Annotated in this window: 11 protein-coding genes and 1 pseudogene; 2 read left to right on the top strand and 10 right to left on the bottom strand. The window is 39.7% G+C overall.

From position 1 onward, the window contains the following. Positions 1-149: 149 nt before the first annotated feature. The 3 genes from ABD006_RS07430 to ABD006_RS07420 form a co-directional block, all read right to left on the bottom strand. Positions 150-545: a DUF302 domain-containing protein gene (locus tag ABD006_RS07430; RefSeq protein ID WP_343839328.1), complete on the bottom strand. Its 396-nt coding sequence runs from the start codon at positions 543-545 to the stop codon at positions 150-152. A gap of 263 nt (positions 546-808) precedes the next feature. Beyond that, positions 809-1,108, bottom strand: coding sequence for a rhodanese-like domain-containing protein (locus tag ABD006_RS07425; RefSeq protein WP_343839326.1), 300 nt, complete (start codon positions 1,106-1,108; stop codon positions 809-811). Positions 1,109-1,170: 62 nt separating this feature from the next. After that, on the bottom strand, positions 1,171-1,500 hold the full coding sequence (locus ABD006_RS07420; protein ID WP_343839324.1) for a rhodanese-like domain-containing protein: 330 nt from the start codon (positions 1,498-1,500) through the stop codon (positions 1,171-1,173). A 357-nt stretch (positions 1,501-1,857) separates the two neighbouring features. On the opposite strand from ABD006_RS07420, the gene ABD006_RS07415 reads away from it, so the two are divergent. After that, on the top strand, positions 1,858-2,253 hold the full coding sequence (locus ABD006_RS07415) for a hypothetical protein (protein ID WP_343839322.1): 396 nt from the start codon (positions 1,858-1,860) through the stop codon (positions 2,251-2,253). A 64-nt stretch (positions 2,254-2,317) separates the two neighbouring features. On the opposite strand, the gene ABD006_RS07410 is transcribed toward ABD006_RS07415, so the two are convergent. The 3 genes and pseudogenes from ABD006_RS07410 to ABD006_RS07405 form a co-directional block, all read right to left on the bottom strand. After that, complete coding sequence (locus ABD006_RS07410) at positions 2,318-3,847, bottom strand: DUF5667 domain-containing protein (protein WP_343839319.1); 1,530 nt, start codon at positions 3,845-3,847, stop codon at positions 2,318-2,320. A gap of 311 nt (positions 3,848-4,158) precedes the next feature. Continuing rightward, positions 4,159-4,368: pseudogene (locus ABD006_RS17990) on the bottom strand (excinuclease ABC subunit C); the annotation flags it as partial. Between the two features lie 150 nt (positions 4,369-4,518). After that, positions 4,519-7,623, bottom strand: coding sequence for a glycoside hydrolase family 97 N-terminal domain-containing protein (locus ABD006_RS07405; protein WP_343839317.1), 3,105 nt, complete (start codon positions 7,621-7,623; stop codon positions 4,519-4,521). Between the two features lie 467 nt (positions 7,624-8,090). Between ABD006_RS07405 and ABD006_RS07400 the strand changes: the two genes are divergently transcribed. Then, on the top strand, positions 8,091-9,365 hold the full coding sequence (locus ABD006_RS07400) for a glycosyltransferase family 2 protein (protein ID WP_343839315.1): 1,275 nt from the start codon (positions 8,091-8,093) through the stop codon (positions 9,363-9,365). 101 nt (positions 9,366-9,466) lie between these two features. On the opposite strand, the gene ABD006_RS07395 is transcribed toward ABD006_RS07400, so the two are convergent. The 4 genes from ABD006_RS07395 to ABD006_RS07380 form a co-directional block, all read right to left on the bottom strand. Next, entirely contained in the window at positions 9,467-10,591 is a 1,125-nt protein-coding gene (locus tag ABD006_RS07395) for a DegT/DnrJ/EryC1/StrS family aminotransferase (RefSeq protein WP_343839312.1), read from the bottom strand. 26 nt (positions 10,592-10,617) lie between these two features. After that, positions 10,618-11,913 (bottom strand): nucleotide sugar dehydrogenase, encoded by a 1,296-nt coding sequence (locus tag ABD006_RS07390; protein WP_343839310.1) that lies wholly within the window; start codon positions 11,911-11,913, stop codon positions 10,618-10,620. 113 nt (positions 11,914-12,026) lie between these two features. After that, the gene (locus ABD006_RS07385) at positions 12,027-13,037 is read right to left on the bottom strand and encodes a glycosyltransferase family 4 protein (protein ID WP_343839308.1); all 1,011 of its coding nucleotides are present in this window, start codon (positions 13,035-13,037) and stop codon (positions 12,027-12,029) included. After that, positions 13,030-14,292 carry a glycosyltransferase gene (locus ABD006_RS07380; RefSeq protein WP_343839306.1) on the bottom strand — a complete coding sequence of 421 codons (1,263 nt, stop codon included), beginning with the start codon at positions 14,290-14,292 and terminating at the stop codon, positions 13,030-13,032. The genes ABD006_RS07385 and ABD006_RS07380 overlap by 8 nt, the downstream gene beginning before the upstream one ends. Positions 14,293-14,313 lie beyond the last annotated feature (21 nt).

Below are 14,313 nucleotides of genomic sequence, written 5' to 3'. Positions count from 1 at the left end.
ATGTATGCAATTAAAGGAATCATAAAAAAAGTTTGTGAAAATTTAATGAAAGTGCCCGGAAAAACGCTGAACTTCTTCTGGTCCCTCCTTATCTATAAGACAAAAAAGAACGAAAAGGATTTATCACAGATCCTCTTCGTTCTTTTAAATTATGAGGAAGATTCCAGACTCTTATCGATGCAGCTGATTAACCGTCTTTCTATATCTCCAGCCAGCTCTTTAAGGGAATCATCATTGGCCAATTGTATAAGTGAAGTTGGTTTGGGCAGGCCGATGTTTGTTCTTCCCTCATCCTCATACACAACAATCTTACATGGGAGAAAATAGCCCACCATTTGATTCTGTGTCAAAACTCGTTCAGCTTCAAAAGGGTTACATACTTCCAACACCTTGTACGGCTGATTGTAATCCAGTCCTTTTGCCTGAAGCTTTTCTCTAATATCAAATTGCCAGAGCACACCAAATTTCTCTTCTTTCAATGTTTCCTCCAATACGGCAATGGCATCATCCATCGTTCTGTCCGTTTCAACCGTATAATGAAACATGAACATCCTCCTTTTAGGCTGATAAAACTTAATGATCAACTGACAAAAAAACACCAATTTTTTCTTCCTCAAGTATATGTTTCACCCACTTAATCCTTTACATTCTTCAGGTTAGTCTGTAACTCTGGTAATCAAGGATACAACGATAAACACTATTCCTGCCAGGAACATGAGTTTTTGCGATGGTCAAAGGCTTCTCCATAATTGCTTCATATTGATATGACTCCTTTTCTCAACTATGATTAACGGAAAAATAAAAGGCTTTATTCAGTGTCTCCTTGCCAGTTGTTCATACCACCTGTCATATCCTCAACTTTATAGCCTAATGCGCCCAAAATTCCACAGGCGGCTTTACTGCGATTTCCAGACTGGCACACGACCACGTATTCCTTCTCTGAGTCTAATTCTGTTTTACGTACCGCTAACTGACCCAGAGGAATATTTTTGGCCCCTGGAATTTTTCCTGTTGCTGCTTCATTGTTTTCACGGACATCAATGACATAGACCTCTTCACCTTTTTTGATGCGTCTGTCTAATTCTTCAGGGGTAACCTGTTTTGCCATGGGCGTCCCCTCCTTCCGTATCTTTTTTCCTGCAGCAAGACAGCCTGTCCTCCTGCCGTCTATTACTCATTATTTACTAATGAATATCCAATAACCCGCATTCCTTTTTTTCTCAGTATACGGGCACTTAAGTTTTTTTCGATTCTATCTGATGCGACAATAATAACGCTTTGTTTCGGAATTTCCTGATAATGCCGTTTCAAATATGCCACTGGTACACAGCAGGCTTCATCAATCCTGTCCCTTGATGATATTTGGTAGTCACGGGTATCTACAATCGCAACACCCTCCTGTTTACAGGAATCAAGTTGAAGCTTCCCGACCCCTCGGACAGGAACATGCCTGCGATAGAAAAACCATGATATGATGATAACTAGGATGGCAATGCTCATGATTCTCTCCTATTAGATTTAATATACTGGAATTATCTTATACCCCACATGGTATGATGTCAAATGAGAAGTATTACCATCATCAAGTATCAGGCTGATTAATCATTTTATCAATCGGTTTGCGTCGGGTATACGTTTCTCACATCCACATTTAAGTTAAATTTTATCTAATATCAATCTGTTTAGAATTTTATCCGTTAAGACACTCTGAATCAGTCAAAAGAGAAGGTTTATCTGTCTATTACACAAATTTATCCGTTAAAATAGATATAGACATATGTTCGGCTATGAATCCATCGGTCGCAGCGTCCACTGCATCTACCCGGCCATCAAACTATAAAAAGGAGGATAATTTTAATGGGAGTTGGATATGGAATTGTTTGCAGATCCTGTGGCTTCAGCAAGGAGTTTATGCTGGGGGTAGGCGGTGATGAATATTATGCTGGCGAGAACCAGTTTGAAATTCTTCATCCAAAAACGAAAGATCAGGTAAAAAAGGCCATTGGGGATCTTCCCATTCATCATGTGGATTTTGACCGTCGTCTCCTTCATTGTCAGCAGTGCCATCATCTTTACGTGCGTCCCCTCATGAAAATCTGCTATGGTCATCAGCAAGTGTTCAATACAAATCAACATTGCAGCCGCTGTAAAGGAAAGGCTGAAATCGTGGATGACCTGGAGTTTTCAGAAATGGCCTGTCCTGAATGTAACAAAAAATCCCTTGAAGTGAAGACGTTTACGATGTGGGATTGATTGATATAAAAAAGGATAGATATCAGCAAGTCCTATACGTCAATATCTATCCTGTCCCGGGGGACTATGGATGCTTTCCAGAGCCTTTTCCCTGATTTCCTTTTTCTTTATTACTTTTTGGATGGACAGAAGGATGAAAATCAGTGTTTATATCACTTCTCACGCTCTTTCCTGAATCAGTTTTTGTTTCATTTTCCGGATTCGGGATATGGTTTACTTCCCGATTTTGCTTTGGATGGGAATTCGGGTTTGCTATTTCATTTCCCCGAAATTCTTCTGGAGCGGAAGCAGGACCAGGAGAAATGGAAGCAGGTTCTTGCTGTTTATTCCCTCTTTCTTTTTTAACCCGTTCCACTTTTGCCTGTCCTTTCTTCACCTTATCTTCCGGCTGCTGCCCCTTTTCTATCCCCTTTCCTGCTTTTTCCGGAGCTTTTTCTTTTAAAGATGGTGTTTTAGCTGCCGGTTTCACTGGTTCCTCCCTTGCTTGCTTTTCCACCTTTTCCAGGTCACGGTTAAGAGCCTTCTCATCCTTTTGAATATCATCCCGTAAAATTTCTAAAGCTTCATTCACAGGAACTTTATTAGCGATACCATTTTCTATTGCCCTTGCTTTACCTGCTCTCTTTTCCATTCGTGCAAAAGTCTTTTCCACATTTTTGGCAAGAGCAGCTTTAGCGGTTGGGTTCTCAACCTTTTCCATGGCGAGTAACAATGCTGTCATGTTCCTGCTGAAATGAGATTCCAGCTCATCCCGTAATTCAGCAGCTGGGTCTTCTGTTTCGGTTTCCTCATGTACTGTTTCATCCTCTGGTTGTTCCTCATCCTTAGAAGGCATAATACCGGTATTCGTTCCGTCAGTTGGAGCCTCCTCTTCTTGTGCAGTGCCGTCAGCCAGCTCATCATCTGCTACATAATCTAAGGCAAGTTCCTGATTCTCCAATGCCTGGTTCAACAATTGAATGGCTCCATCCGTATCACCGGCATCAAATAAAGCATTCGCCTCCGCAATTCGTTCATTGGCAAATTGCGAAATTAACTCTGCTTTAGCTGTATCGTCAAACGTTAACGCCAACTGTACCTTCTCTGCTATGGCTTCCACGAAGTAAAAAAAATCACCTGGAACAAGTCCGGGATCATCCATGGAGATATCCTCTGTGGTACCCTCATCCGTTTCCCCCGCCTCTTCAGGAATCGTTTCTGAGGACGGAACTTCTGCAGGTTGGTCCTCATCTGTAGGAGTATAATCAGAAGCTTCATCACTTTCGGGCGGAAATTCAACATTCTCAGTTGGATCTGCAGTCTCTGTTTCCTGCCCGGCCTCCTCACTTTCTGCAGCAAATGCCGGTGACATGGTTCCGCCAAGCATAATCGATGTGACCAGTACTCCCCCCAGAATAACTTTAATAGCTTTCACCCGTAGATTGGGGAATTTTCTTTTGACATAGCTAATCGCCAGCCGGTTCAGATCCTTTTCCGTATTTTCTGTTATACCAAATTCGTTCGCAAACTCTACTAATGAATGCTGGGGCTTGATGTACAGAATAACCTCATAACCATTTTCTTCAGGTTTCAATTCATAGCTGTAAAAATACATGGAGTCACTCCTTGTTATAGGGATACTCAATTTATTACTGCAGGACAAGGTCTCATTCTGCCCCTATATTACCCCGAAAGGACTGAAAATATGGGAGGCTTTTTTGGAATATTAACAAGTAGATCGTACCATCCTTATGCTAAAAAATAAGCCAATTCCAGATTATTTGTCTGGAATAAGCTCATATTTATACAAAAAATAAAATGTATACAATTCCCATCATTATTCGGCTATTCATCCCCTGCCACAATCTATAAGTAGCTTTGCCATAGTAATTCCGATAATTTCTGCTTCCTTTCACCGCATCAAACCTATTTGCCCAATTCCATTAATGATAAATTCCATTGCAACTTCATATATGCATTTTTACATGCCAGCTGTACCAATTGTTTCATTCTTCCTCGCTGTGGCTGAACCATTTTAATAGGAATGTTCAGCCCATTCGTATATACAACTTCCGGGAGAAGCACCTCATTCGGTAATGAAGCTGGATTATTGGTATAAAACTGCCTGATATAATGACAAAATACAGCCTCTCAAATCGGATGACCAGCCAGGATGCGAAGGTTGGCGGACCAGCCCTGCAGCGGTTCATTAATAGCATGTGCCGCCATTGTAATCAGACTAAAAAGGTAAGCGTCTCTGATATAGACGCTTACCTTTTATTCTTTCTATTCCTCCACCAGTTCAAGCGGACCCAAAGGACCCGTATATAAGCCCCCGTCCCAGCGTGCGTCAAACACACGAATACTGATGACGTTCTCCGCTCCATAATTGATTTTTTCTGAAGGAATGACATATTCACGGTCCCAATCCCACGCAGAAATCATCCCTTCTTCACCCTCTCCGGTAGGAAAGGTTCCTGATTGGCCGATTTTTTCTCCATTGAAGTACGTAGCATCGACATCATCGATTCGGCCCAGTTTCATTTTTAATGAGTACCCTTCCCACTCTTCTGGTATATAAATGGATTTTCTGTACCATCCATAAACATAGTCCTCATATAAGTTGGAATGATCCTCCCATTTTGAGGGCAATTGAACAGCCTGCCAGCTGCTGTCATCCAAGTCTGGTTCTTTCCAGGCTAAATCATCTCCTTGTTTAAACAACCATTCACCAGCGAGTTCTATCTGTGGAAGAGCAACTGCTTTTGGTTTTAAATCACCTATCGAGACCTTATACAGGCCTGTCTCTGCTTTCGGATCATAGGTGAAACCGATCTCCTCGGTCGCTCCACCTGCTTCTGCAGATACCTCAATCCGTTTCGTATCCACTACCTCTCCATCAATGGTTAACGGAACTTCGACTTCTCCGGCATAGCTTCCGTAGTTCGTCACACTCGCTGTAGCATGAATCTCACCTTGGTCAACAGAAGCTTCCAGATTACTATATTCAAAGGTTGGCTCCTTTTCTGTTACAATAATCTTTTTAGCAGGAAGATCGCTTACGTGAATACGATAAGTACGGGGATCAAACAGCTTATCATAGGTTAAGACAACTTCCTTTTGTTCTCCCGGGGCCACTCGTACATGCTTCTCAGCTACCGTTTCTCCCTCTATTTGAAGGTTTAGAGTTTTTCCGCTTATTACACTACCTCTGTTTTCAACATTAACTTTAACGGCCAGGTCATCGTTGGACTGGATAGACTTTGGTATGTCAACGTAAGAAACCTTCATTTTCCCTTCTTTATAATTAGACAGCTTTGCGATTTCTTCCTTTGAGGCCGGATAAAGACGTACAGCCTGTCCACCGCCTCCTTCAAGCGACGCTATTAAAGTATCATTTTCCTTAACAATGACCTTTTTAATCGATACAGAAGTTGGGTTTGTTTCAAGATTGGCATCTGTACCATCCGAATAAATTTCTGCCACATATTTTGTCCCTTTTTCTAAAAAGTCCAATTCAATTTCCAAATCTCTATCCTTTTCATCCGTTACACTGCCAATATACCATTCTTCTCCACTACGGCGGACAATTGAGGCATAATCTCCAATTTCGGCATGTGGAACCATGATGTCGTCCCAGGTAACTGGCACATCCCGCATAAATTTAAATTCAGGTAAAATTTCACCATTTTCGTCCTTATAATTTTCCGGGAAGTCTGCAACCATCTGTGTACCACTTGTAAGAACGACATAAAGTGCTAATTGCTTTGCACGAGTAGAGTGTACACGTGTATCGGCATGTGAGATATTTACATCAAAAATACCTGGTGTAAAGTCCACTGGTCCTGACATCATTCTCGTAAACGGTAAAATCGTTTCATGTTCCGGAGGGTTGGTATCATCACTAAACGCACTATATTCCATCCCGCTGACCCCTTCACGACTTACCCAGTTAGGATAGGTACGGTACAGTCCTGTTCCTTTAATCGGTTCATGGGAATTAATCATAATTTCGTGCTCAGCTGCTTTCTTAATAGTGTCCAAATAATGATTCACCATATATTGACCGTGATGGTGCTGTCCAGGTGGATTATGAATGCCGTAATCGGCTACATACCCACTTTTAATAGCATGAATTCCCTGTTGTTGATAATAATCGTAAGCTTCGTCCATTTGACTTTCATAGTTTAAAATATCTCCGGAGGTTTCGTTATGCATAATATAAGAAACTCCACGCTCCTGGGCATACTGAACAACTTCTTCCAGATCATAATCAGGGTAGGATTCCGTAAAACTGAAAAGATCCCCATTTTCCATCCAGTTTCCATCCCAACCTTTATTCCATCCTTCAACAAGTAAGCCTATATTTTGATTTTCAGTGTCTAAGTACTCTGAAGCAAAATCGATATAACGTTTTGCATTTTCAGTCGTAGCTCCATGGTCCGGCCCTGATGCCCATGTTGATTTACCACTGATCATTTCCCACCAGACCCCTACATATTTCATCGGCTCAATCCACTCAGTATTATCAATAGTGTTCGGTTCATTTAAATTTAAAATTAAATCGGATTCTACGAGGTCTCCGGCATCTTCTCCAATTTGGATGGTTCTCCACGGTGTTTCAACGGGAAGCGAATCCTTCTTAACCTTTACATTACTGTCTGGCCATGGTGCCAGATGGCTTACCAGTTTTGTGGATTCACCCTCCGCTTTTTTCAGTGCCATTCCGGAATAATCAATTAGGGCTGCTTCGTGTACGGATAGATGAATTCCTTGAGGTGTTTTCATTGTAAAGGGAGTGCTCACTTCCTCTACTTCACTTAGTAGTGTTTGATTATAGTTATATTCATAGCTGTCCCAATCATTGGGAATCCACCAGGACGTGTTATCATTTGCAAAGTGAAATTCGGTATTCTCTGATGTGATTTGCAGATCAGGATTTACATTTTCCTGTTCAGGAATCACATAACGAAAGCCGATTCCATCATTATAAACACGAAAAACCAGATTCATTTTACGATAAGGTGCTTTCGTTTCCTTTAAATAAACAGTCTGTTGCTTGTAATGGTTTTTAATCTTTGACTTTTCTCCCCATACCGGCTCCCATGTCTTGTTGAATTCCTTTATATCAGTTTTTACAATTTTTAAATGGTTGCCTAATGATTCCTGATTCTTAAATTCAAAGCCAAGTGATGAAGGCTTCACAATCGTCTCGCCATTAAAGACAACCTTATAATGAGGCGTACCATTTTCTGATAGGCTAAGGTCTACCTCTACGCTTCCATCTGGTGATTGAACGGATACACTTTCCTCCCCAGCCGCAAAGCTTTCCTGCTGGTATACAAAAAGTGCTATAAGGATTGCAAATAAAATAGTCAGCTTATCTTTCATAGTTTTTCGGACTAGCATTCAATTCCTCCCCCATTTTTTACATAAATTTTTGTTAATCCTGAATTAGCGATTACAGTTATTGTTTTTTAATGGAATGACAAATTCCTCTAAAAAAAATCAATCTTCTAAAAACACATCGATTTACACAGGAAAATAGATGTCCTTACATGGTGGTATCCATTCCAAATGTGGGAATTTTAGGAATTTTGAATTAGGTCCTAGTTAACCATTTGAAAACGAGAGGCAGCAGGGTTTTTCTATTCATAAGCTTTCTGCTAATCCATATTTATGTATGACCAATTATTTTTTGTAATCGGAATACAAATATAAAAATGAGGGTCATACGGATCCTGATCAATGCCCTGACGAAACTTTTATAGATGGATGTCCGTTTGACTGTTGTACCTCATATCCCGAAACTATTATACATAAGAGTTAGGTATGAAGTGTTTTTAAGGAGGGAGAAAATGAAGGACATCACTGCCATTCTCATCAATGATTCTAATCAGATGGTTTTACAGAAGGCTGTCACTTCACTAAAATACATTCAAACCAGGTTAAAGTCGCTAATCATTCCCCATAATCCTGATACTTCTTCAAAGGCAAAGCTGGAGTATGGTTTGAATAATAAAGTTGAATTTATAAGCGGTAAAAGTGACGATTTAGGACAACTTCTTAATCACACGATTGACAGGATAACAACCCCTTACATACTCATTCTTCAAGGTACAGATTATCTTTCCCCAAACATCGATAACGATGCTTTAAACCTTCCTGAGTCAAAACAAGTTTTAGGAACCTATTACCATAATCAAAGCATTATAATTCAGCGCCCATTACTTATTTCCACCCCTTTCCTTAAAAAGAACAGACTCCCGCCCATCAAACATTTACCTTTTAAAGAAGCCCTTTTACCCGCATGGCTTTCTAAAATATCACCATCCATACAGCTATTTAAAGAAGGGTTAGTTAAGCAGTCCAGAAAAAATCACTCTTCAATTGTTTTGGAAAAAGAAAAAATAATCCAGAAATATCAGCATACGAAGTCCGTGTCGAAAGCCCCATCGCTTTCTGTCATGATGACAAATTACAATTCTGAAAAATACGTGGAAGCAGCTCTTGTTTCGTGCCTATTACAAAGTGAACCTTTTGACCAGATCCTCATCATGGATGATGGATCCACAGATAACTCTTATCAACAGCTTCTTCGATGGGAGAATATCGAAAACGTTAGACTATTTCATAAGAAAAATGGAGGAAAAGCAAGAGCCTTAAACGATTTATTATCTTATGTTCAGTCTGAATATGTACTGGAACTCGACGCAGATGACTGGCTTGACCCGGACGCCGTCACGATTATAAAAAACTATCTATCAGAGGTTTCCAGTGAGGTAGCCGTTCTTTATGGTAATCTTAGAAAATGGAAGCAATTAACCGAAGATGTCCTATTTAAGGGGGTTGCAAAGGGGACTCCTGTTAGCGGGAGAAAGGATTTACTGTCTTATCGCTTTCCTCTGGGCCCAAGAATATACCGTACCACCATTTTAAAGCGGGCAGAGGGTTTTCCAGTCATTGAATTCGAAGACGGAAGACTATATGAAGACGTAAGTGTTTTATTGCGATTACTATCGATATCACCGATTCGTTATCAAAATTTCACCGTTTATAACGTTCGGGAACATCAGAAGAGCATTACGAAACAATACGAACCAAAATGGAACGAATTTCTAAAACACTTATAATTGATGGCAGTTTATCCCCACTCATCCTTTTAGGTTGAACCTAAAGTATTGAAGTGGGGTATCCGTTTACTTGCGATAAACCTGAAAAAAACAAGAATTCTTTATCCATTGTAGTCTAAGAAGTGAAGAACACTTTTGATCACATAATTTTGCTTTTCAACAGACAGGGTGGGATTAATAGGGAGTGCTAATATTCGTTTGGCTGTGTGTTCAGCATTTGGAAAGTCCCCCTCTTTATAGCCCAAATAATGGAAGGCTTCCTGTAAATGCAACGGAATCAAATAATAAATGGCGGAGTCGATGCCGTTATTTTTCAGTTCTTTAGCGAGCTCATTTCTATTGTCTAGTTCAATACAATACTGATGAAAAGTGTGCTCGCGATTCCTCACAATTGGTGGGGTTTTAACTTTATTTTTAAACTTCTCCGTATATCGTCGGGCTATTTCGTTTCTTCTTGTTAAAAAACCTTCTAAATAATCGATTTTAATGAGTAAAATGGCTGCCTGCAGCTCATCAAGTCTACTGTTCATACCGATTAGCGAATGCTGATAGTTCTTTTGGCTGCCATGATTTCGAAGCGAGTGAACCTTTTCATATAATTCCTGCTGACTGGTTACAACCAGACCCGCATCCCCGAATGCACCCAGGTTTTTCGTTGGGAAAAAAGAGAAGCAGCCAATATCTCCAATCGTCCCCGCTTTTTTCCCTTCATACTCCGCACCCATAGCCTGGCAGGCATCTTCTATCACTTTCAAATTGTGTTTTTGGGCAATGTCCATAATTTCGCCCATGTTCGCAACCTGGCCATACAAGTGAACAACCATGATTGCTTTGGTATTTTGGGTTATGGCTTCCTCTATTTTTGCAGGATTCAGATTATAAGTTACTGGATCAATATCGACAAATACTGGCTTTGCCCCTTCCTGTACAATCACTTCTCCCGTCGCAAAAAATGTAAATGGGGAGGTAATGACTTCATCACCAGGTCCGATATCCAGCGCCTTAAGTGCTAACTGTAAAGCATCTGTCCCACTTGCTACCCCCAGACTATAAGGAACATTGAGATAGTCTGCTGTCCTTATTTCCAATTCCCTTCCTTTTTCTCCCAAAATATATTGTCCGCTATCCAGTACCTCTACAATCTTTTCAATTCCAGAGGTTCTCATTAGCTTCCATTCCTCTTTTAAATCAAGCAGAGGAACTTGGCGAAACTCGTTTTCAGGCATAAAAAAACCTCCTTAAAGTGGATTCCCTAACCAATCCCTTCATATTGAATCCCTAATTTAGTGATTTCCTCCTCCTTCCATTTATTTCTTCCATCGAAAACAAGCTTGCATTTCTTAAAGTCTTTAAAAGTTAAACTTTCGTACTCTTTGTGAAAGGCTTGCAGGATGATAGCGTCTACTTCTGAAATAAATTTATTATTCAAGGATAAGGGCAATGCTCCAAACTGAATGATTTCACTATTCGAAAAATGAGGATCATTGACAAACACATTCGCCTGTTTATCTCTAAGTTGATCGATCAGCAATAAAGTTGTTGATTGGGTTGGTTCTTTTACATTTCCCCTATAAGATAATCCTAAAATCAGAACATTTTTGTTCCTCAGGGTATCAATTCTATTCTCTATTTTTGATAGGGCATAATCAGCCATACTGTCATTGATTTTTCTTGATAAAGGGGTTAACCCCTCATTTAATCCTCTGTTAATGAAAAAATAAGGATAAATTGGAATGCAATGTCCACCTACACCAATACCAGGAGCATGTATATGGGAATAGGGCTGACTGTTACTTGCTGAGATGACTTCTGATATATGAATATCTTTTTGCTCTGCAAATTGAGCAAGTTCATTAGCTAACGCAATGTTGACATCACGATATACACATTCGGCCACTTTGGAAAATTCAGCAGTTTCCAATGAGCTTACTTTCATTAATTCACAATTAAGAGCCTGCTTATAAAAGTCGGAGGCGAGTTCCAGGCTTTTTTCATTCACTCCTCCAATAACCTTAGGGTAATTTTTCAGATCTTCTATAATTCGATTTGAATAAACTCTCTCGGGACTATAAGCAAGGTAAAAGTCTTCGCCCATTCCCAGACCTGATTGCCTTTCAATTTCTTTGCCGAACCTCTCTTTTGTATCCCCCGGGGGTAACGTTGTTTCAAATATGACTAATGAGTCCTTTTGGATTCCTTTACCTATGTCCTGAACGGCAGCATCAATAAATTGGTAATCAATGGCATGGTTTTCATCAACAAATACCGGAACAATAACCACAATGATTTTTGCTTTTGAAACAGCTTCAATGTTTGAATCTGTAGCAAAAAGCATTTGGTTATCATGAGCTTGTAATACCAATTGATTTAACCCGGGTTCATTAGTTATATGAGACTTTCCTGCATTTACCTGATTGACAACATCTTTGTTTTTATCCGCTCCATAAACCTTATAACCATTATTGGCAAAAACAGCTGCTAACGTAAGTCCAATTTTCCCAAGCCCGATAACGGCGACTTCGGGTAATATAGGGCTATTATCTATCATTTTGTTCAACCCCTCCTGCTAGTAATCAAATCTATTGTATTCTATGTGATTATGAAAAGCCTGACTGGATTCTTTTCATTATTTACAAAGATTATGATGTCTAAATAATAGAATTATAATTGCTTATATATATTGATGTACCTGTCAGCTACTACTGATGCAGAGTGGTGTTTTTCTATATAGCTTCTGCCTTGTTTACCAAGTTCACTCCATATTTGAGGATTATCCAGTAATCTTTTTAATTCATAGATGAGGTTAGATGGGTTGGCGTTAACAATCGGTAAGTCAGACGGGTACTTGGATACCAGGTCATCCCTGATAAAACAAATAACCGGTTTTCCATGAGCCATTGCTTCAGAGCTAATAAAACCGCTGGCTCCAATTCTTAACTGATCAATCACAATATCAGCCTGGGACAGTAGCCTTTTCGTTTGATCATACGTTTTATTTTCAATTAATTGAAATTGAAAGATTAGCCCCATTCGTTTTAACTCTCTAACCGCATGCAGGATGAATTCTGTTCCTTTAAGATCACGCATTGTGGGAGCGTGAACGATGAGTGGGACCTTTTTGCCTTCTGGATATTCAGGTATAAATTTTGAAGTATCAACTGTGTGGGGAATAATGTGGGTGTGCTTATAAGTGTGCTTTATATATTCCTCTAATTCCGGATCTTGCACAATCGCATGATCGATATAATGAGACAGGGTCCGCACGTTTTCGGTTATTTTTTCCTCGGTCCATTCTGGTTTCACTCGAACGTAAGGATTGTTTTTTTTCGCTAGTGAATACATTCGAATATCTGATCCATGATGGTGTACAACCAGTTTCTTTCCAGCCTGTTTTAGGATTGGCAAATCCCTTTTATCGGAAAAAAAGGTTTCTCCAAAATGAAAGTGAAAAATATCATAATTTTTCATTGCTTCCTGAAAGAAACGCTCTAATACAATCTCTCTTTCCTTGTTGTTTTTCCGGTTTAGATGCAGAGATACATCTGGTTTAAATTTAAACTTATTATCATAAAAGTGGCAGGAGGTAGCATCAATTCCTTTCTTTTGCAACGCTTTACATAGTTCTATCATCGGTGATCCATAAGGAATGTGTAAAGCCTTCAAGCTATCCATCCTCTCCTTTGTCTTTTTTCATCTTCCGTTGACTTTTATCATCCTGAACGAACCGGGCATAGATCGAGAAAAGCCTTTCTTCCATGTGCTCCCAGCTATAGGCAGTTTCCATTATTTTTCGTGCATTTAAACTCATTTCCTTTAATTGTGCCTTATTGAAGTATATCTGTTGTAAAGCTTGTGCATAGTCCTCAGCGTTGGCCTGAGGTTTATCGATGATATATCCACATTGATAACGTTCAATAAATCTGTTCATATCCTCACATTGGTTAACTAAAACGGGAAGACCATTATTTAAATAACTGAAGAATTTATTGGGCATGGCATATCGATTGTTTAAAGAATGGGAAGCATCCAGATCGACCCAACCTATATCAGCATCCCCCTGTATGACCATGGGAATCGCTTCATAATCCAACCAGCCTTTAAACAAAACTTTACTCTTTAAATGAGGTGGTATAGAGGGTTTCTGATCCTGTTCTTTCCAGCCACCAATAATTTTGGCTGTTACAGAAATTTTTTCATTAGCCAATTCCAATACTCGCAACAACTTCTGAAAGCTCCCTCTTTTACTTCCCAAGATTCCTTCAAAAGCAATTACTAAATCAGCCGTTTCCTTGTTTCGATCATATTCAGGTGCTAAAGGTGGAGAATTATAGACCACTTCAATCGGGAGGGAGGGCTGGATGGAGTGATACCACGCTTTAATCGATTCTGACACTGTAATGACTTGATCTAATTCATTAAACATGGCTTCTAGCATTTGACGCTTCACTTTTTTTATTTTTTTAGATTCCATAATTAATGGGTCTGGTTCCAGTTCGTGACTGTCATAGATTAATCGGCACGCTTTCCCTCTGGATGCTAAAGCCCGCTTGATTCCAATTCCAGAGTAAAGTGAAAAAAATTCATGAGCATGATAAATATCAGCCTCAACCTCAATCCCAATTTGTGTTAAAGAATCCGTAAAACGGTGGTGGGTTCCGGTTAGAAGATTGTGAAGTAATTGTTTCGTTTTTTTCTCAAAATCGATTTGTTCATACGTAATGATTTTAATCCCCTCATATACAAAAGTACGTGACTGAAAGCGATTGGTAAAAAAAGTGCCATCTACATCAAAAAGATGACCTTTTCTGCGAGGAACGATCATCGTAACGCTATACCCCTGTTTTACCAGACTTTTCGCTTCTTTTTTAAAAATACGTGCATCTAAAAAGGGGTGTTCGGTTACTAAAAAACAGATCTGCTTCCCCATCTCGTTTTCCCCCTCTCCACA

Origin of the sequence: Salinibacillus aidingensis (assembly GCF_039522525.1) — a bacterium.
In the GTDB taxonomy this organism is placed as follows: domain Bacteria; phylum Bacillota; class Bacilli; order Bacillales; family Alkalibacillaceae; genus Salinibacillus; species Salinibacillus aidingensis.
Note: the sequence above shows the minus strand (reverse complement) of the source record. Positions and strands in the feature narration are given on the sequence as shown.

Excerpts from the sequence above, each read along its gene's own strand:
- ABD006_RS07425 (WP_343839326.1), bottom strand. The coding sequence starts at position 1,108 with ATGGCAAAACAGGTTACCCCTGAAGAATTAGACAGACGCATCAAAAAA.
- ABD006_RS07430 (WP_343839328.1), bottom strand. The coding sequence starts at position 545 with ATGTTTCATTATACGGTTGAAACGGACAGAACGATGGATGATGCCATT.
- ABD006_RS07385 (WP_343839308.1), bottom strand. The coding sequence starts at position 13,037 with ATGGATAGCTTGAAGGCTTTACACATTCCTTATGGATCACCGATGATA.
- ABD006_RS07405 (WP_343839317.1), bottom strand. The coding sequence starts at position 7,623 with ATGAAAGATAAGCTGACTATTTTATTTGCAATCCTTATAGCACTTTTT.
- ABD006_RS07420 (WP_343839324.1), bottom strand. The coding sequence starts at position 1,500 with ATGAGCATTGCCATCCTAGTTATCATCATATCATGGTTTTTCTATCGC.
- ABD006_RS07410 (WP_343839319.1), bottom strand. The coding sequence starts at position 3,847 with ATGTATTTTTACAGCTATGAATTGAAACCTGAAGAAAATGGTTATGAG.
- ABD006_RS07415 (WP_343839322.1), top strand. The coding sequence starts at position 1,858 with ATGGGAGTTGGATATGGAATTGTTTGCAGATCCTGTGGCTTCAGCAAG.
- ABD006_RS07400 (WP_343839315.1), top strand. The coding sequence starts at position 8,091 with ATGAAGGACATCACTGCCATTCTCATCAATGATTCTAATCAGATGGTT.
- ABD006_RS07380 (WP_343839306.1), bottom strand. The coding sequence starts at position 14,292 with ATGGGGAAGCAGATCTGTTTTTTAGTAACCGAACACCCCTTTTTAGAT.
- ABD006_RS07395 (WP_343839312.1), bottom strand. The coding sequence starts at position 10,591 with ATGCCTGAAAACGAGTTTCGCCAAGTTCCTCTGCTTGATTTAAAAGAG.
- ABD006_RS07390 (WP_343839310.1), bottom strand. The coding sequence starts at position 11,913 with ATGATAGATAATAGCCCTATATTACCCGAAGTCGCCGTTATCGGGCTT.